The following is an 18777-nucleotide window of genomic DNA, read 5'->3' as shown; positions in this document are numbered from 1 at the left end:
TTGCTATCTTCGGTTTTTAGCGGAAAATCCTCGCGGATTTTCACGGAACGAAACTATAGTCAAACACGTTGTGGTTTATTAAAAACACTCTTGAAAAAGGAAAACAAAGACCACTGAAATCTATTATTTAAAAACTTAAAAATATATTATGGAAAACACATTTGAAGGTATAATTGGTTTTGCAGTTGTATTACTGATTATATTTTTTCTCTGGTTTGTTCCTATTTGGTTCGGCTTAAAATGGGCGAAAATCAAAGGGGTTTCTAAACTTTGGATGCTTTTTGGATTACACCCAATGACTGGATGGATTGCTTATTTAATATTGAGGTACGGAATTGACCCAAGAAAACAATGTGATAAATGCAAAGAATTGATTAAAATTGAAGCTCAAATTTGTCGTCATTGCGGAAACCAAATGAGCCAAGAAGAGATAAATATTTCAATAAAAGAATTCGAGGAAAGAAAAAAATAACAAACCACAATAACACATTATAAACGTTAGCAAATATTAAAGCCAAAAACAACCTATTGCAGCGATTTTAAACTAAAGGAAACCATCTTGTAATGCATTTAAAAACAGACCGATGAAACTCATAATAACTACTTTGTTTTTAATTTCTAGCTTGACAATATTCTCGCAATCTAACCAAATAATTGGCGATTATATTCGAACTCTTGGAGATGAAGAAGCGCACATAATTAAATATAAACTGACCTTAAATCAAGATGGGACTTTCTTTTTTCATTCATATTCAAATAATAAAAAAGGGATTCCTCCAGAGGTGAATAAGTACGGAAAAGGGAAATGGAAAGCGGATAAAAATATCATATCGTTTTTCACAGATAAAAAAAATGACATTGACGAAAAACATAATTTAGATTTTGAAAATTCCAAAGCGAGGTTTATATCTAAATCTCCAAGAGATAAAACAGACAAAATAATTAAAACCAGTCTTCAGTTTTTTGAATCAAAAATATTTTGGATTGAAAAGCTGCAGATTTTTAAAGAATAAAAAACGCATTACAACACCGTTTAAGCGCAATAACGGCGGAATTTTCTACCTTCCAAACCATTACAGTTTTGAGTTTCCTCTTGTTGGATGCATAGCTTGATGCTCTTTAAACTGCCAGCTCTTTCAATATTAGAAAAAGTAAGCCATATAAGAAACTACATTTTGTAATAAGGCGTTTTTTTTTTATTTAATAGCTTATTAAAAAGTAATATATTGCATGTATAAACGATATAACTATAACGGTGTTGCTGTTTGTTGTGGTTATATGGGTGTTGTGCTTAATTTTGAAAATGAGAAAAGGTATCATAATAATTTTTCTGATTTCATTTTTATTTCCCAGTTTTTCAACTCTTGAGAAGACATACCAAACTTCTCTTTGGACTTATGACAATTGGAGGGAAAACGAAATACCTATGCAGGATATTATCCTTAAATCAAATAAAGAGATTGACGGATTGAAAAAATGGACTCGAATTCGACTTGGACTAATATCAAAACCTGTTACGATAGACTACCAATTTGACAATAATATCATTCAGACTAGGATTGAACCATATTTTTTATTGACTAATAATTTAATAATAGCTTTTGTTCTATCAATATTATACATAGTAATAAAAAAAATAAAAAACTAAGCATAATAACTAGAATAACTAAGCGTTCGTATGGTTGGTACGACCCAACATGAACGCCCTGTTGGCTGAACCGGTTCTTAGCTTGTTAGACTAGCTCTTTGGAAGTTTGTGGATTCGTAGCAATATTAGAAAAAGTAAGCATATATATGAAACTACATTTTACAATAAGGTGTGGTTTTTTTATTTAATAGGTTATTAAAAAGTAATATATTGCATACATAAACGATGTGACTGCAATGGGGTTTCTGTTTGTTGTGGTTATACAATTGTTGTAGCCAATATGAGAAAACGCATCCAAATATTGATTTTATTGATTCCAATGCTCTCTTTTGCCCAAAAGAAAAATAGTTGGAATGAAATTACAATTAAGACTTTGGACTCAATAAAAACTGAATTACAGCCTGAACAAGTCAAGTATTTTAACTTACTAATCTCTAAAAGAGAAGACTACCAAACTCAAAAAAGAATTGACACTACTAATGCAACAATTTTAATAGTTGAGGGATATAATTTCTCTGAAAAGAAGTATGGAATTGAAGAAAAATTTCTTTTCGATAATAATCACATATACTCTTACGAAAATGACACTCAGGGAATTGGAGTAAGTTTCAACGATTACGAGGATTTTATAGAACCAACTCAAAATAAAAAAAATTTGGACTCAATTAACCCAAGAAAATACACAGCGGTTTTTGGGTGTTCGCCTAATAATAGAACAATAAGGAAATCAAGGAAAATCGTGAAAATGGCCGAAAATGAAGGAGTTGTATTGGAAAAATACGTGAAAATCGTGACCTTGATTGACAATCGAACTGACAAAATAAAAATTTCATTTTTGATTCCAAAAGCTGGAAAAAGAGAAGTTCAAATTTCTTATGGACCTTTCTATGCGGAAACGGAATTGGAGTACTGGCTGAAATAAATACTGGCTACAATAACTAGCGTCCGTGTGGTCGGTACGACCCAACATGAACACCGTGTTGACAGAACCGGTTCTTATCCCGTTAGAATAGCTCTTTAAAGACTGTGACTTCGTGGCAATATTAAAGAAAAAGTAAGTATATATAAGAAACTACATTTTGCAATAAGGCGTGTTTTTTTATTTAATAGCTTATTAAAAAGTAATATATTGCATACATAAACGATATAACTACAATTGTATAGCTGTTTGTTGTGGTTATACGAGTGTTGTAAGCAAGTGTAAGAGACCAACTCGACACATTGATATGATAAAAGAAAATTGAAATAATCACAAAAAACGGATTGATGGATTAGTGATCCGTTGATAGGGCGGTGCAGTTTGAGGGGAATTTATTTTGTTTTTCTCCCCCTGCACAAAGAAATAGGAAACCCCACCACTCAAAACAGCACATTTGCAAACCCACAAGCCGCCCCGCAAACCAAAGTTTGCAAAAGAGCTGTTTTTTACCTCGTTCTTAAAACTGTGTAATGCCTTATATTTCAGGCAACAATTAAAATGACGCACAAATGGCGTATGAAATACATCCAAAAAATTTGAATAGTGTTTAAACTCCGAATATTTTTGTTTTGAATTTGAAAATCAATTATGACTCAACCAGAATTAGGAAAGAAAATAGCAGAATTGAGACTATCAAAAGGGTTAACTCAAACTGAACTTGCTGAGATGTGTAACTTAGGTTTAAGAACTATACAACGTATCGAATCTGCGGAAGTAAATCCAAGAAGTTTTACTTTAAGAGTGATATTCGCAAGTCTTGATTATGAAATCGAGGAGACTCCTGCCAAAAACAAAACCATGAATAAAGCAATTAAATATATAAATAGATTGCTGACGGGGAATTTTGAAAATATCCCCGTTAAAGAAATCACAGATAACTATCTGAGAATTGCTTTCATTGCCGGAACAATATCTTTGCTGCTGGGGCTTGTTATGGCCGGCTTAGACATACAAAGAAGCCATGGCGATTTATCAATATTAATAAAAGTAGTATATATTACCCTAAAACTGATAATTGCAATTTTATCTGTACTTTATTTAGGAGGTTTTGTAGTGTTAGGTAATAAATTTAAAAACCATATTTTAATCATTAGTTCCTTAATATCAATTTTTGCCATAGCCATATTTTCATTTTACGAAATCATTTCACTTTTCTATAATTCAATTGAAAAACAAACAATTGATGGTGGAAAATCGATAGTTTTCGGAGTTATTGTAATAATATTTGGAATTGGAATGCAAAGGTTAAGTAAACCTTATGGTCGAACAGCTTCGTTTGCAGGTGTATTTAATATCATTTCAGGCTTTTTCTTTCTTACTGTTATCTTCTGGTTTGTTGGCAGCATTCTTACTATTCCAACACAGATTTTCGAAATTGTTGTTTTGTATAAAGCCTATAGATACCCGCAATTACTAAAAATTCAAATGTAAATCATGAAAACAATATTCTTATCCATAATTTTTATCACTATATCTTTTAGTGATGTATTTTCTTGTTCAGTACTATTTTATGCCGACAATAATGTTTGCATAGCTGGGAATAATGAAGACCATTTTCTGCCATATACCCAGATTCAATTTATTCCTTCAGAAGAAGGAAAATATGGTCGTGTTTTTTGGGGCTATTTTCCAAAATTTTGTCCGGAAGAAGCATCCAAACAAGGTGGAATGAATGAGAAGGGACTTTTTTATGATGGTTTGTCACTATCTCCTGTACCAATTCAGACATCATCAGGAAAACCCACTTATAGTGGTAATTTAATGGAGAGAATCCTTGAAGAATGCGCTACAGTTAAAGAAGCAATTAATATTTTAAGTAAATATAACCTTGTAAATTTAACTACAGGTCAAACTTTTATAGCAGATAAAACCGGTGATGCTGCAATTATAGAAAGAGATACAATCATACATAAGAAGGGTAATTGGCTTGCAGCTACAAATTTTAGACTTTCTGAAGTCAAGAAAGGTCACTATCCTTGTGACAGGTACAATACAATTCGAAATATTCTTGATACAATCAAGTCACCAAACATAGCCAGTATAAGTAACCTCCTTAATGAGGTTTCTCAAAAAGGACAAGGACCAACAATTTACTCTAACATATGTGATTTGAAAAATAACGTCATTTATTTATATCATTTTCACAATTTTGATAAATCTGTAAAATTGGATTTAAATAAAGAACTTGAAAAAGGAGAACATACATATAGAATCGAGGAAATATTTCCAGAAAACCAAGATTTTATTGCCTTTGAGCAACGAACTCGAAAAGACTTTGATGAATTATATAATAGTCGTAACCGATTATATAAAACATTCGAAGACGAACTTTGGAAAGTTGCAGAAAACATTGATACCACTCTAACCGGCACCGATATATTAAATTTCTATGCAAAATGTACAGGTGGCAGAAAAGGAAAAGAATATATTAAAACTTTAACAATAAATGGGAATATTAATTCAAAAGTTGTAATAGGTACCAGTGTTAGTGATTTTGATGGGACATTTGTTGGTTATAAAAAAAATACGGGTGAGTATTACGAAAGAATAAACCTTGACGGATTAATTTCTATTGAAAATATAACAAATGGGGAAATTTCTTGGAGCAGAAATACTTATGCCCCTTTTTCGTTTATGAATGACCATCAAAGTGAAGGGTTTAAGCTAAATTCAAAGATTGAATCAAATGATATGACCCTATTTGAAGAGATAAATTATCTTGGTGATTTTACAATTAATAGCCATGATTGTTATAAGATTTTGTGCATTACAAATAGAGGATATGCCATTGCAAAGTTTATTGATAAAAGCGATGGTATAATCCGTGCTGAATTGACTGTTGTTAATGATGCTAATAATGGACCGACCAAAAAATGGTCGACATTTGAAAACTATTATAACAAAATGTATTTGCCAAACAAAATAAGAACTGAAATCACAAAACAGACACCCTATGCAATCGAAACATCAGTTTATATTATTGACTTTGATTATATTGTTAATGTCCCGATTGACGAAAACCTGTTTAGCTTACCAAAAGGATTATTGACAGAAAAGTAATCAAACTAATACCTTAAAATAATTAGCATTGGATAATTGTTCACACCTATATGTGTTAAAAGGTAAATTGGTGAGAAGATTGCCAACCCTATTTGTAAGCACATTGGCAAGTCGCACGAGCTACGCTCAGACCAAAACTTGCCAAAGAGCTTACAAAGCAAGCCCTGAGTACCGCCTTTAAGGTCGGTTTGGGATTTCCCCTCCCTCAAAAAACAAAATAAATTTGTATTCCGTATCAAGGTCTGAGCGGATTGATAAGATAAAATATTAGATTTGTAAAAACTTGTAACAGATTGACTTTGAATAATAAACACCAGCTTACAACACGCGGTAAAAAACATTGGGGGTGCAGTGGGGCAGTCAACATCTTGCCTCGCCCAAGCATTAGTAACGGTGGATATGAACGCAACCCGTTCACCCCAACGATTTCTTACCGCCATCCGTTGGGTGTCATTACGAAAAACCTTATTACTCATTAATTTAAATATGAAAAAAGAGTATAGAATTGCAAAAGGGTGGGAAATTTTTATATGGATTTGCTTACCCTTACTTATGATATTATTTGGATGGTTAGGGATTATGCCATATACAGAAGAAAAAATCAATCTAACGTTGGCTTTAATATTGACACCGATTGCGTTAGGACTAGAAGTTCTTATGATTCTTGGATTGATTGATACAAGAAAGAATAAGTTAATTATTGAAAAAGAAAAAATTATAAATATTGGAATTTTTAAGACTAAAAAATTAAATATTAACGACGTTAAAGGATTTAAAGTTGATAAAAATTATCTCTATTTTTTCTCAGAAAATAAAAAAGATAAAAAAGTTAAGGTAAGCACTTATGTCGGTCGTTTTGGAGAATTACTAGCATGGTCGGAACAGCAGTTTAATAATCTGGATTTAGATGAGTTTGTAAGTGGGGAAAAAGAGATACTGGAAAATAAAGAATTTGGTAGAACTCAAGAAGAACGAGAAGATCGTTTAGCCAAAGCAAAAAAAACAACCAAGGCTATAAATACTATTTCTTGGATTGTTGGTCTATCAACTTGGTTTTACCCTCATTTTTATCAAGTCCAAATTATTCTTTGTGGAATTTTACCCATAATTGGGCTAATTATATACAAAACTTCAAAGGGATTAATTCGTTTGGATGAAAAACCAAATTCTCCTTACCCTAATATTCATTCAACTCTTATTATTCCTTCTTTTACGTTATTAATTAGGGCATTGGTTGATTTTACAGTATTTGATTATTCAAATCTATGGGGTCTTATTTTAACGATGGTTGCAGTATTTGGAATTTTAATTTTAAAGGATTCAAATGTTCAATATGACCTAAAAAAAGGTCTTACATATTTAACAATTTCAGGAATACTAATAATAAGTAGTGCCTATGCTTATGGACTTATAATAACAACCAATGCTGCATTTGATGAATCCGAACCAATTGAATATGACGCGAAAATTTTGAATAAACGAATAAGTTCGGGAAAATCTACAACTTATTATTTAGAACTTGAAAAATGGGGACCACAAAACAAAATTGATGAAGTCCCTGTTACAAAGGATATTTATAATAGTAAAGAAATTGGAGACAAAGCAGTTGTCTATTTTAACAATGGATTATATAAAATCCCATATTATTTAGTCATTCAATAAATAACGAACACCCAATAATGGTAGCTGTTGCACAACTCCTAATTTCAAATAAATCAATAAATTTTGCCACTACTAAAAAATATAAATCATTAAAAACAAGCGATTTACTGTTTGTTGAGTTAAGGAATCGGCTCTGCTAAACCTGTGACTTCGTAGCAATATAAAAGGAAAGCATATATAAGAACTACATTTTACAGGTGTGGTTTTTTTGTTTTTAATACCTTATTAAAAAGTAATATATTGCATACATAAACGATATAACTACAATGGAGTTGCTGTTTGTTGCGGTTATACAATTGTTGTGCCCAATTTTAGAACGACACAAAACGAACCGATAAAATCAGAAAAAAATGAGTTACGACTTAATGGTATTTAGAAAAGAAGCGGCTCCAAATACAAGGACTGACTTTATGAAATGGTATCAAGACCAAACCGAATGGATGGAAGAGCATAGCTATGACGACCCATCAAATACTTCGACAGAATTACGTAGTTGGTTTATGGAAATGATACAGACTTTTCCTGTAATGAATGGACCTTTCGCAAGTGGTGATGACGACAATCCTAATGTTTCGGACTACAGTGTTGGTAAAGATGTTATTTATGTGGCATTTGCTTGGTCATTGGCTGAAGAAGCATATAAGACAATGTTGAAACTTGCTGAAAAACATGGTGTTGGTTTCTTTGACGTTAGCAGCAACAACGGAGACATATTTTTTCCAGACAACGGAAAATTAAAACCCATTGACAATCCAACAAATAGTTCTAGCGGTTTGATAAGTGGACAAGAAAATAAACCTTGGTGGAAATTTTGGTAAACTCAACAATAAAATGAGCCAAAACGAAAGAAAAACTGGGCATAACAGCAGCTACCCAAAAGTGGCGATTCAGTGGTTAAATCAAGTGAATCGCTTTTATCAAAGTTTATGCTTGGCTGACAGTGAAGTGCTTCGAAATCGCTACCTTCGGGTAGCTGCAAACCGTTGTGCGTAATTAAATGAAAACAGTAACTACCATTTTAATTTTGACCTTATTGATAATGTCCTGCAAGGACAATGGAAAAACTGTGACTGAAATTAAATCAAAAATAATAAAAGAAGACAGCTTATTAAATAATGAAGTAAAAAAATCTAGACCGACAATTGACTTAATTTACGAAACAGAAAATTTTAAATTGTATGGTGACACAACAATTATCAAAAACAAAATTTCCTATGTTTCTTTAAAATTTGAACCATATATTGACTTTGATGATTTCAAATTAGAAATGATTGACAATAAAAAATATTCTGACCTTGACTTAAAGTCAAATAGTGAAGCAAATAACTATAGGACAAGACTTCGAGAGGGCTATAAAGCGGACAAAGCAAATTTTGCAGGTCATTTACGTTTGTGTATTTTGGCTGTGGATCTCCTTGTCAAATAAGTTATGTTATTGACAGAAAGACTGGAAAAATTTATGATTCTCCAAGCGCGGCTCTTGGTTATGATTTTCGAGTAAATAGCAGAATGTTAATTGTAAATCCCCCTAACTCAAGTGGTTTTTATGACGACTGTTTTTATTGTAAACCGATAATTTATATTTTTAATGAACAAACTAAAATATTTGAAGAGCGAAAACCAAAAAGAGAATAACTACGTACAATAACTAGAATAATGGTAGCTGTTGCACAACTCCTAATTTCAAATAAATCAATAAATTTTAACAATACTAAAAATTGTAAATCATTAAAAAACAAGAGATTTACTGTTTGCTAAGGTAAGGAATCGGCTTTGCTAAGCCTGTGATTTTGTAGCAATATTAAAGCTAAAGTAAGCATATATAAGAGCTACATTTTACAGATGTAGTTTTTTTGTTTTTAATACTTATTAAAAGTAATATATTGCATACATAAACGATGTGACTGCAATGGGGTTTCTGTTTGTTGTAGTTATACAATTGTTGTGCATCATTAGAACAAAACATTACAAAGGAATATTATTATGACAATAGTTAACACTTACTTATCTTTTAATGGGGACTGTGAAAAAGCATTTGAGTTTTATAAATCTGTTTTTGAGAAAGAATTCAAATATATCGGACGCTATAAAGATGTTCCCGAAGTAGCAAGACACTATTTTCCAAATTGTGAAGATGAACATATTATGCACATAGGATTACCGATTAGTAATGAGACAATTTTAATGGGGGCTGACATTATTGATGTTAGTAGGAAAGAAAAAAATGCTTATAAATTTTTCTCACTTTATGTCAGTACTGAAAGTAAGGAAGAAGCTGATAGATTATTTAATTCGCTTTCTAAAGACGGAGAGATAAAACTTCCTATTTCCGACCAATTTTTGGGTTCGTATTATGGGATCTGTATGGATAAATTTGGTGTGAATTGGAAAATCAGTTTTGCGCTAGAGAATAATTGAATATAAATGACGAACGCACAACAACCGTGTATAAAAAATTGCTAGTTTTAGCTAAACCAAAGTTAGTTGCTCGTTTGCTTGCTTCTGATTTTGCTTGCGCCAGTTCGCTTCGCTCGTGTCCTGCGGAGAATCGTCGCACATAAACCCGCAACTATTATACAAACACTTTACTAAACATTAACACCGACACTATGAAAAAATGGAATTTTAAAATAAAAGGGAATCCAAAAGAACTTAGCAAAAAATTAGAATCTGAATTTGATTCTGTTAATGGACTAGTGTTTAATATGGATCACAGGAAAAATAATTCGACTACATTTAAAATGAGGAAAAGAATCTTGTATCCTTGGTACTTGTTTTTTCTAAATAGTTTGGTTGTTAATGGAAAATTGTCAAAAATTCAGACTGAAAATGAGGCTGATATAGAAATTTCTTTTAATCAACATTTTTTGTGGATATTAGTAATAGCTACTAATATAATAGTAGGATTATCTTTTTTATTCATATTAGTTTCAGAAAAAAACAAAAATATCTGGACGTATTTAATTGGAGTTCTGATTTTATCCATTGGGATTATATTATGGATTACAATACAGAAAAAATATGAGAGAAATATTCAAGAATATAAAACATTGATTTCTGGAATACTCAAAAATTAAAAAAACATTTGGTAACATCGGTAGCTGTTGCACAACTCCTAATTTCAAATAAATCAATAAATTTTGACAACACTAAAAATTATAAATCATTAAAAATAAGTAATTTACTGTTTATCAAGCAACGATGATTAGAGAGGGATTAGAGAATTTCATGGTTGTGCAATAGGCACACCGTGTAAAAATAATTGCTTGGTTGTTGCATACTCGGAAAATCCGCAGGATTTTCCTCTGGTTCGTTCCATTTTTAGTAAGTTAGTTGCTCGTACACGCAACTATTACACGTTATGCTATATATTAAATCAATGTTTAACCATATAAAATCATCATGAAAAAAACAATCTCATTATTATTCTGCATCTTATCAATTTCATTTAGCATTGCTCAAAAAAATAATTCTCAAAATTCCATCAAGCACATTGCCTTTACCGATCAAGACAATAAGGTTAGGCTGGAAGCTCTTAAAAAGCTGACTGACGAAAATGCTATTAAACACGTTGCATTTACAGACGAAGATAGTACAATAAGATTAGCTGCTCTGGATAAACTTAAAGACCAAAATTCCATCAAGCACATTGCCTTTACCGACCAAGACAATAAGGTTAGGCTGGAAGCTCTTAAAAAGCTGACTGACGAAAATGCTATTAAACACGTTGCATTTACAGACGAAGAGAGTACAATAAGATTAGCTGCTCTGGATAAGCTTAAAGACCAAAATTCCATCAAGCACATTGCCTTTACCGACCAAGACAATAAGGTTAGGCTGGAAGCTCTTAAAAAGCTGACTGACGAAAATGCCATTAAACACGTTGCATTTACAGACGAAGATAGTACAATAAGATTAGCTGCTCTGGATAAACTTAAAGACAAAAATTCAATTAAACATATCTCTAACACTGATAAAGACAGTAAAGTGAGATTAAAAGCATTAGAGCTTTTAAATTAACTTTTAGTAAAAAATACATAGCATAACACAGGTAGCTGTTGCACAACTCCTAATTTCAAATAAATCAATAAATTTTGACACTACTAAAAATTAAAAATCATTAAAAACAAGCGATTTACTGTTGGCCAAGCAACGATGATTAGAGAGGGATTAGATAATTTCATAGTTGAGCAACGGGCGCATCGTGTAAAAATAATTGTTTGGTTCAAGCCTGCTTATGAAAAACCAGCTTTAAGAAGCTATGACTTAGTAGCAATATAAAAGGAAAACATATATAAGAAACTACATGTTACAATAAGGTGTAGTTTTTTTATTTAATGACTTATTAAAAAGTAATATATTGCATATATAAACGATATAACTACAACTGTATAGTTGTTGTTATACGGGTGTTAGCGATTATTACTAAAACCAAAAACAGAGTCTAATACAAAAAAACCATAATTATTTAAAGTTAAAGAGATATGAAAAATTCTGCTCTTAAAATTCTAACTATTTGTGGGAGCGTTATTTCAATTGGATTTGGGATATGGCATTTTTTTGTTCCGATCATTTGGAATTGGTACGCATATATTGATAGTGATGTAACAGAGCTTGTTATAGCAGTTAGGGCAATCAACATTTTTTTTTCATTACTGCTTGTATTGCTTGGAATTGCTAACCTACTATTGATATTTAGAAAATTTCAAGACTATTATTCCCTTCTGGTAGTACTTGGCATTTCAACAATTTTGTGGGCAACAAGATTGATTCTACAAATTGTTCATCCGCAGGGTTCTCAAAACTCCATCATTCAATATGCTATGCTAGGTACCTTCATATTGGTATTTATATCTTTTGCCATTTCTTTAATAATCGCATTAAACCAATATAAACAACCGAAAAGGTAACAGAAGAAAAGTATTATAAAAATGGACACTGCATTAAAACTGAAAATAGACATTGATAACGGAATCAATATTTCAAACAAAGAAGCAGTAGAGATTCTTAAACAATCAGAACTGGTAAGTAAGCTAACACACGAAATAAATGATAGCCCTCTTTCTTATGTATGGAGAATTATTGCGCTAAGCGAAATACCATTTTCTCAGCATTTGGATTTCACAAAAAATCTGATTGACCGAATTTATCAGAAACTTTCAGCACCTTTTGGGTTTTCGTTGAGTGGTGATGAAAAGAACTTTTTGCCTTGCTATAATGCCATGCTTATTTCGGCTTTGTGTAGGCTAGGTAGGGCAGGTGATAAACAAGTAAAAGACGCCATTGAATGGATTGTCACCTATCAACCAATGGAGCGTGGTATGGAAGTTTCAATTCCCAATTTTAACTTTGACAGGTTCGGTGGTTGTTTTAAAGCAACACCCTGCTATATAGGATTGGCAAAATCCGTTATCGCATTATTTGAATACCAACAATCAACGGGCGACAGTGCGGTAAATCCAAAACTAGAACAAGGTGTGGAGTATATGTTGAAGCACAATTTGTTTAAACGGCTAAACAAAGACCAACCCATTACTGACCATATTCTCGATATCTCTTTTCCTGAATCTTATCATTTGAATATAGTGGAATTAATCAGATTTGCTGGAAAGGCTAATTTGTTGACTGACAGTAGAACCGATAAAGCCGTTAAGTATTTAGAAAAAAAAAGATTAAATAATGGTCAATGGAAAGTAACATATCGATATAAAGCAAACGACTATATCATCTTTGACCAAGGGAGAAAACCTGGAGATTGGGTGTCTTATATAATTAGCAGAGCATTAAATGAAAAAACAAAAGCTAACATTATATAAGTGGCATTAAAACGACCGCTTATACGCACCGTTGTAAACAATCCTCCATATTCAGAAGCATTGACCTCTTGGGCTAACGCAAAGGAGAAGGAAAAGGTAAATAAGAGGAATAAAAATTATATTTGTAATATATTGATTTTTAGTAATTGATAAAAACGTTAGTCAGAATTAAAATGAACAGAAGCAATATCGACATAAAGTTCAATGATTTAAAAGATGAACTTGCTTCGTACGTTTTTCGACTTGTAACAAATCGAGAATTAACGGAGGATATTATACACGATACTTATATTAAAGTAGTTGAAAAAATAGATACTTTTCATGGAAATTCAACTTTTAAAACTTGGGTTTTCAGTATAGCGACCAATCTTTCAAAAAACATTTTAATTAGACAGAATAGATGGATTGTAAATGCTCAGGATTATGGAGCAATGTTGCATATTAAATCCCAAGAGCACTGGGATGCGTTTCAACAAGTATTCAATTCAACACCAGAAAAAGAATATGAGGTAAAAGAACATTTAGAATATTGCTTTAATTGCCTAAATAAAACTTTAGAGATTGAACAACAAGTTTGTCTTTTACTTAAAGAAGTATATGACTTTAAGGTTCGTGAAATTATTCAAATCACAGAACTATCAGAAGGAAAAGTGAAACACGCAATTGCTAACGCTCGCAAAAACCTAATAAATATTTTTGACAAGAGATGTGCTTTTATAAATAAAAATGGAGTTTGTAATCAATGTACCGAATTAACGGGTATTCTAAATCCAAAACAAGATGCGCAAATAGAAGCTAATAAACTGAAATTGGTCAAGAAACAAAAAACTGAAAATCAGGAACGACTTCTTGATATTCGCTTAGAAGTTATTCGTTCAATTGACCCATTAAAATCAAAAAACACGTTAGTTACTTCATACTTTTTAGAAAATTCAGAAAAATGGGTAAAAGAAGGGATACAAAAAAAAGTTTTAGAAAATCCGTCCGAAACAGAAGTCTGATTTGTCTAACTAATAAACAAAGACAAATATTATGACAAAATTAAAAGCACCATTACAATTAGACCAAAAAATCATTATCAATGCAAGTTTAGAAAAAGTATGGGAAGTCTTTAATGACCAATCATTACTTACAAAATGGACACAAGATGTTCAAAATTCCAAATATGATGAAAGAATGGCTTCGCCTGGTCAATTAAGAAGAAATGAATGTATCGTGAATGGCAAAAAAGGGACAATTGAAACTCGCTGTGTCGATATGAAAGGAAAAGACCGAGCGGAATTTATTGTTGAAAAAGATTCATTTGGAATGACAAAAATGCTTGTATGTATGTCATTTGCTTCTGAACTTCGGAAAATATCAGATGAAAAAACGGAATTTTCTATGTTGTCACATTACAAACCTAAAAACTTCCTTTTAAAAATAATGAATCCCATTATCAAAAAAAAAATGAGGAAAGAAGTTGAAATAATGCTAAACGGACTTAAAAACTATATAGAAAAAGGAGAAACAAATAAACTTAACCCAATTAATAAATAACTGTTCAACACCGTATTCTATGAAAAGCACTGGCCTAGTTCCCAAAAGTTAATAGTTGTTTTTTAACTATCAGCTTTAAGAAGACTATGACTTAGTAGCAATATAAAAGGAAAGCATATATAAGAAACTACACTTTATTGTAAAGTGTAGTTTTTTTGTTTTTAATACCTTATCAAAAAGTAATATATTGCATACATAAACGATATGACTACAACTGTATAGCTGTTTGTTGTGGTTATACGGGTGTTGCCAGTAATTTGAGAAATGATAAAATTAATTAGAATAAAATTTTAAAAATTAGGAATTTTAGCCACAATACATTGTAATATAATGACTTGGAATCTTCAATATCCTTTAAGGCAGTACTTATAAATGAACTTTAAATGGAAGTAGGAAAAAAAAGATTCTATAAAATTCTATGGATTTATAATATTATTAAGAATGGGCTTTTTTGGCACGGTGTACGTAACAATTTGGCGAAAATTGGATTTGATTTTATGCCATACTTTTGGGAAATAGGTTCAATTGATATAGAACCACCTCGAATTAGAGATGATGAATCCAAATATCAATTATCTATTTTTGGAGAGGAGGAAATAACTTTTATTAAAAATAATGTCATAGGAATTTCCCATAAAGATTTAATGAATGATCTTAAAAATGGAGATACTTGTTTAGGTCTTAAAAATGAAGGGAAAATCTCAGTTTATTCTTTTATAAAACATCAAACTTTTTCTTTTAGAGGCAGAAAATTTGAAATAAAACCTTCAGAGGGCTACGTACATAACACATATACATTCGAAGCTTTTAGAGGGAGGAATTTAGCACCTTATTTACGATATCAAATCTATGAACATTTAAAAGCAAAGGGTATTGATAAATACTATAGCATAAGTGAGTATTTTAATAAGCCTACGTTTAAATATAAAAAGAAGCTAAATGTTAAGCCACAGAAGTTATATCTAAGCGTAATTTTATTTAAAAGATGGGTATTTAACTTCACTCTAAAATCATACTGATTAGCCTATTTGCAAAATCAATAAAATCGATAATAGTCACGTAGTTTTTTTCCTGTTTTGATTTAGCTTTGTGACGTCTTTAAGCACTTTTTTTATACGTACTTCTTTTAATAGAAAATTAGCAATAAACTTATTAATCTGATTTGGCACGAGAGGCAATGGACGTAAAAGATCTATAATTAACACCACCCTTTCTTGATTCGACTTGTTTATAACTTCATGATCCCATGTGTCATCAAACAGTAAACTTTCTTTCTCTTTCCAATAATAAATTTGATCTTTTAATCTAATGCTTGGAGGTGATTCTTTTGGCACTTTAATCCCTAAATGGTATCTAAGATAACCTCTATATGGTCCGTGATGTGCTGGTATGGATTTCCCTGGCTCTAACACCGAAAAAAAAACTTTATAGATATTGGGGATTCCCTTTAACAAAGCACAAGTTTTGGGACATAGCTCTTTAGCAAGATCTGGTGTTTCTCCAGAATAATATAATAGGAACACCTTCCATTTTAAATTTTGTTCAATTCTACCAGAAATGGCGTATGCTCTTTGTTCTACCTCATGGTAAGCTGGGATTTCGAAATGTTCATTAACATTTTCATATTCGGCTTTTATAGCATGAAAACTTTGTTCTATTATAGAGAGCTCAGGAAAAGTTCTCTTTACATCTAAAATGACAGGTCGATTAAGTCCTCCATCATATTGACTAATGATGCTATTGCCTATTTTCATTATATAGTTGATAACGATAGCGCGAAAATTCATATAAAAATAATAATATATATTTATTGAAGAAAAAAGTTAAGTAATCTTATGAAAGCATTAAATTTTAAAAATTTCATAATTATGACACACAAATGTACAAAACTTCAAAAGAATTTTTATGAACTGGAAAATATTCCCAAATCAATTACATTAAGATTCAATTCAGTGGAAAAGTTGATAACAGAATAAAAAACACTACTAGCAACACCGCATCCTATGAAAAGCACTAGCCTAGTTGCCCAAAGTTAATATTTTTTTAAATATCAGCTTAAAGAAGACTATGACTTAGCAGCAATATAAAAGGAAAGCATATATAAGAAACTACATGTTACAATAAGGTGTTTTTTTTTTATTAAATAGCTTATTAAAAAGTAATATATTGTATACATAAACGATATAACTACAATTGTATAGCTGTTTGTTGTGGTTATACGAGTGTTATAGCTCATTTCGACAGAGAGAAAACTCTACTAAATAAAAAAAGAATAAATGAATGAAAGCAATTAAAACTGTATTAATTTTCCTGACTCTTTTTACCGGAGTTAAAGCGCAAGAACGACCTAAGCCAGCTATTACCCCATACTGGGGATTTGGCCATTGGATTTGGGAAGACCAAATTCACACCTCAAACACAGTAAAATACATGATTGATGGCTATTCAAAATACGACATTCCTGTGGATGTTGTATTATTTGATAGTCCATGGTCATCTGCCTATAATAATTTTGAATGGGATACAACTCTTTATTCTGATTTTGAAGATTTGATAAAACAACTACATAGTAAAAATATTAAACTCATTTTATGGTATACTGGTTTTGTAAATAAAGAATCAAGGGAGGTTCCCATAAACGAATCACCACTTTATAATACAGCTATTAAAAACAATTATGCAGTGAATAATGGCGAATTGTGTCAATGGCACAAAGGTAAAGGGGCCCATATTGATTTTACAAATACCAGCGCTACGGATTGGTGGCACAAACAGATAGATAAGGTTTTAAAACTGGGTATTGATGGATGGAAAGTTGATATCAGTGCAGAATGGTTAGCTGATAGTGTATTAACTTCAAAAGGAGTTTTGTCTAATAAGGAATTCAAATATTATCACTATAAAGATGCCTTTGAATATGCCAGGTCAATTACCCCAGATTTTTTATGTTACACATACGGACATGTAAATATATTTAATAAATATCTTGACATGTCTCCTCAAAATTATTCTCATTGCCAGTGGACAGGTGACTTTGAAGGAGATTTTAAAGGGCTAACCAATCAATTAAATTTTATATACTTATCGGCAAACAAAGGATATGGAGCCCCTGCATGTGAGATCGGAGGCTACTGGGGTAAACCTTCCGACAAAAAATCTTTCATTCGTTATACTCAGTTGGCAAGTATGGTTCCCACCATGGTAAATGGAGGTAATAGGGGTGCGCTTGGAGATCATTTACCATGGAATTATGACAACCAGACCATTTCTATTTACAGAGACTTTGTGAACCTCCACCACAAATTTGCCCCCTATCTGTTTAGCTCATCTGTTGAAGGACATTTAAACGGGCACTCAATAATACAGCACTGCTCCTCTGAAAATAATAGTCATTTGTTGGGTGATGCTATTTTTGTAAAAGCCATCACAAGTGAAAATGATACAGTCAAAATTGTATTTCCTGATAAAAATAAATGGATTAATTACTGGGATGTAAAAGAGGTATTTTCACCTTCAGATACAATTTTCAAATATTATCCTGTAGAAAAATATCCTATTTTCATTAAAGAGGGTGCAATTATTCCTATTGAGAATAGTGAAAAGGATAATGTAGAATTCCTTATATCTCCCAAAGGTGAATCCAGTTATGTTTTTCATAAACCTATAGAGCGAGGGATAGAATATACTGATATAGTTGTTGAGATAAATGAAAAAAAGGGTATTATAAAAATTACCTCACAGGAGGAAAGAAAATTTAAATTTAGACTGATTTGTTTTCAAGAACCTAAATCGATCAATGGGGTTGATCATTATCAATATGATTCAAGTAATTCTGAATTATTATTAGAGAAAAAAGGTAGTACTTTTAAAATTAATATAAACGAGCTATAACACGCGGTATAGTTAATAAGGGTTTCAGTGGTTTTCGGGGCGTAGTAACCCGCTCCAAATTTTGCTGTAACTTGATAGGTAAAAAGCCCGCAATCCCTTACTAACCATACCGCCAACCGTTGTGTGCAACCAGTGAAATACATACATTAATAATTAGAATTTAGAATATAATGTTAACTGAA

Annotated in this window: 18 protein-coding genes; 17 read left to right on the top strand and 1 reads right to left on the bottom strand. The window is 31.5% G+C overall.

Annotation, left to right across the window (positions count from 1 at the left end; genetic code table 11):
* Positions 1-148: 148 nt before the first annotated feature.
* The 16 genes from ACGLWY_RS17475 (at position 149) to ACGLWY_RS17400 (ending at position 15723) form a co-directional block, all read left to right on the top strand.
* On the top strand, positions 149-472 hold the full coding sequence (locus ACGLWY_RS17475; protein WP_396620965.1) for a hypothetical protein: 324 nt from the start codon (positions 149-151) through the stop codon (positions 470-472).
* Positions 473-584: 112 nt separating this feature from the next.
* Positions 585-1013, top strand: coding sequence for a copper resistance protein NlpE N-terminal domain-containing protein (locus tag ACGLWY_RS17470; RefSeq protein WP_396620964.1), 429 nt, complete (start codon positions 585-587; stop codon positions 1011-1013).
* Positions 1014-1928: 915 nt separating this feature from the next.
* Complete coding sequence (locus ACGLWY_RS17465) at positions 1929-2570, top strand: hypothetical protein (RefSeq protein ID WP_396620963.1); 642 nt, start codon at positions 1929-1931, stop codon at positions 2568-2570.
* A 645-nt stretch (positions 2571-3215) separates the two neighbouring features.
* Complete coding sequence (locus ACGLWY_RS17460; RefSeq protein ID WP_396620962.1) at positions 3216-4058, top strand: helix-turn-helix domain-containing protein; 843 nt, start codon at positions 3216-3218, stop codon at positions 4056-4058.
* Between the two features lie 3 nt (positions 4059-4061).
* Positions 4062-5687 (top strand): linear amide C-N hydrolase, encoded by a 1626-nt coding sequence (locus ACGLWY_RS17455; protein WP_396620961.1) that lies wholly within the window; start codon positions 4062-4064, stop codon positions 5685-5687.
* A gap of 351 nt (positions 5688-6038) precedes the next feature.
* On the top strand, positions 6039-7349 hold the full coding sequence (locus ACGLWY_RS17450; RefSeq protein WP_396620960.1) for a hypothetical protein: 1311 nt from the start codon (positions 6039-6041) through the stop codon (positions 7347-7349).
* A gap of 350 nt (positions 7350-7699) precedes the next feature.
* Positions 7700-8167, top strand: coding sequence for a hypothetical protein (locus tag ACGLWY_RS17445; protein WP_396620959.1), 468 nt, complete (start codon positions 7700-7702; stop codon positions 8165-8167).
* A 179-nt stretch (positions 8168-8346) separates the two neighbouring features.
* Positions 8347-8775 carry a hypothetical protein gene (locus ACGLWY_RS17440; RefSeq protein WP_396620958.1) on the top strand — a complete coding sequence of 143 codons (429 nt, stop codon included), beginning with the start codon at positions 8347-8349 and terminating at the stop codon, positions 8773-8775.
* Between the two features lie 557 nt (positions 8776-9332).
* Positions 9333-9767, top strand: coding sequence for a VOC family protein (locus tag ACGLWY_RS17435; RefSeq protein WP_396620957.1), 435 nt, complete (start codon positions 9333-9335; stop codon positions 9765-9767).
* Positions 9768-9958: 191 nt separating this feature from the next.
* Positions 9959-10426 (top strand): DUF423 domain-containing protein, encoded by a 468-nt coding sequence (locus ACGLWY_RS17430; protein ID WP_396620956.1) that lies wholly within the window; start codon positions 9959-9961, stop codon positions 10424-10426.
* A gap of 325 nt (positions 10427-10751) precedes the next feature.
* Positions 10752-11369 carry a HEAT repeat domain-containing protein gene (locus ACGLWY_RS17425; RefSeq protein WP_396620955.1) on the top strand — a complete coding sequence of 206 codons (618 nt, stop codon included), beginning with the start codon at positions 10752-10754 and terminating at the stop codon, positions 11367-11369.
* Positions 11370-11833: 464 nt separating this feature from the next.
* Entirely contained in the window at positions 11834-12259 is a 426-nt protein-coding gene (locus ACGLWY_RS17420) for a hypothetical protein (protein ID WP_396620954.1), read from the top strand.
* Positions 12260-12280: 21 nt separating this feature from the next.
* The gene (locus ACGLWY_RS17415) at positions 12281-13165 is read left to right on the top strand and encodes a hypothetical protein (RefSeq protein ID WP_396620953.1); all 885 of its coding nucleotides are present in this window, start codon (positions 12281-12283) and stop codon (positions 13163-13165) included.
* 173 nt (positions 13166-13338) lie between these two features.
* Positions 13339-14166: an RNA polymerase sigma factor gene (locus ACGLWY_RS17410; protein ID WP_396620952.1), complete on the top strand. Its 828-nt coding sequence runs from the start codon at positions 13339-13341 to the stop codon at positions 14164-14166.
* Between the two features lie 31 nt (positions 14167-14197).
* Positions 14198-14704 carry an SRPBCC family protein gene (locus ACGLWY_RS17405; protein WP_396620951.1) on the top strand — a complete coding sequence of 169 codons (507 nt, stop codon included), beginning with the start codon at positions 14198-14200 and terminating at the stop codon, positions 14702-14704.
* A 383-nt stretch (positions 14705-15087) separates the two neighbouring features.
* Complete coding sequence (locus ACGLWY_RS17400) at positions 15088-15723, top strand: hypothetical protein (RefSeq protein WP_396620950.1); 636 nt, start codon at positions 15088-15090, stop codon at positions 15721-15723.
* A 36-nt stretch (positions 15724-15759) separates the two neighbouring features.
* On the opposite strand, the gene ACGLWY_RS17395 is transcribed toward ACGLWY_RS17400, so the two are convergent.
* Positions 15760-16458, bottom strand: a complete 699-nt coding sequence (locus ACGLWY_RS17395; RefSeq protein ID WP_396620949.1) for an aspartyl/asparaginyl beta-hydroxylase domain-containing protein — start codon at positions 16456-16458, stop codon at positions 15760-15762.
* Positions 16459-16984: 526 nt separating this feature from the next.
* Between ACGLWY_RS17395 and ACGLWY_RS17390 the strand changes: the two genes are divergently transcribed.
* A complete protein-coding gene (locus ACGLWY_RS17390) occupies positions 16985-18595 on the top strand; it encodes a TIM-barrel domain-containing protein (protein ID WP_396620948.1) in 1611 nt (536 codons plus the stop codon).
* Positions 18596-18777 lie beyond the last annotated feature (182 nt).

Source organism: Mariniflexile sp. HMF6888 (genome assembly GCF_044335535.1).
Lineage (GTDB): Bacteria > Bacteroidota > Bacteroidia > Flavobacteriales > Flavobacteriaceae > Mariniflexile.
Note: the sequence above shows the minus strand (reverse complement) of the source record. Positions and strands in the feature narration are given on the sequence as shown.

Bases quoted from the DNA above. Each gene is read 5' to 3' on its own strand.
- ACGLWY_RS17475 (WP_396620965.1), top strand. From the start codon at position 149: ATGGAAAACACATTTGAAGGTATAATTGGTTTTGCAGTTGTATTACTG.
- ACGLWY_RS17470 (WP_396620964.1), top strand. From the start codon at position 585: ATGAAACTCATAATAACTACTTTGTTTTTAATTTCTAGCTTGACAATA.
- ACGLWY_RS17465 (WP_396620963.1), top strand. From the start codon at position 1,929: ATGAGAAAACGCATCCAAATATTGATTTTATTGATTCCAATGCTCTCT.
- ACGLWY_RS17460 (WP_396620962.1), top strand. From the start codon at position 3,216: ATGACTCAACCAGAATTAGGAAAGAAAATAGCAGAATTGAGACTATCA.
- ACGLWY_RS17455 (WP_396620961.1), top strand. From the start codon at position 4,062: ATGAAAACAATATTCTTATCCATAATTTTTATCACTATATCTTTTAGT.
- ACGLWY_RS17445 (WP_396620959.1), top strand. From the start codon at position 7,700: ATGAGTTACGACTTAATGGTATTTAGAAAAGAAGCGGCTCCAAATACA.
- ACGLWY_RS17440 (WP_396620958.1), top strand. From the start codon at position 8,347: ATGAAAACAGTAACTACCATTTTAATTTTGACCTTATTGATAATGTCC.
- ACGLWY_RS17435 (WP_396620957.1), top strand. From the start codon at position 9,333: ATGACAATAGTTAACACTTACTTATCTTTTAATGGGGACTGTGAAAAA.
- ACGLWY_RS17430 (WP_396620956.1), top strand. From the start codon at position 9,959: ATGAAAAAATGGAATTTTAAAATAAAAGGGAATCCAAAAGAACTTAGC.
- ACGLWY_RS17425 (WP_396620955.1), top strand. From the start codon at position 10,752: ATGAAAAAAACAATCTCATTATTATTCTGCATCTTATCAATTTCATTT.
- ACGLWY_RS17420 (WP_396620954.1), top strand. From the start codon at position 11,834: ATGAAAAATTCTGCTCTTAAAATTCTAACTATTTGTGGGAGCGTTATT.
- ACGLWY_RS17415 (WP_396620953.1), top strand. From the start codon at position 12,281: ATGGACACTGCATTAAAACTGAAAATAGACATTGATAACGGAATCAAT.
- ACGLWY_RS17410 (WP_396620952.1), top strand. From the start codon at position 13,339: ATGAACAGAAGCAATATCGACATAAAGTTCAATGATTTAAAAGATGAA.
- ACGLWY_RS17405 (WP_396620951.1), top strand. From the start codon at position 14,198: ATGACAAAATTAAAAGCACCATTACAATTAGACCAAAAAATCATTATC.
- ACGLWY_RS17400 (WP_396620950.1), top strand. From the start codon at position 15,088: ATGGAAGTAGGAAAAAAAAGATTCTATAAAATTCTATGGATTTATAAT.
- ACGLWY_RS17395 (WP_396620949.1), bottom strand. From the start codon at position 16,458: ATGAAAATAGGCAATAGCATCATTAGTCAATATGATGGAGGACTTAAT.
- ACGLWY_RS17390 (WP_396620948.1), top strand. From the start codon at position 16,985: ATGAAAGCAATTAAAACTGTATTAATTTTCCTGACTCTTTTTACCGGA.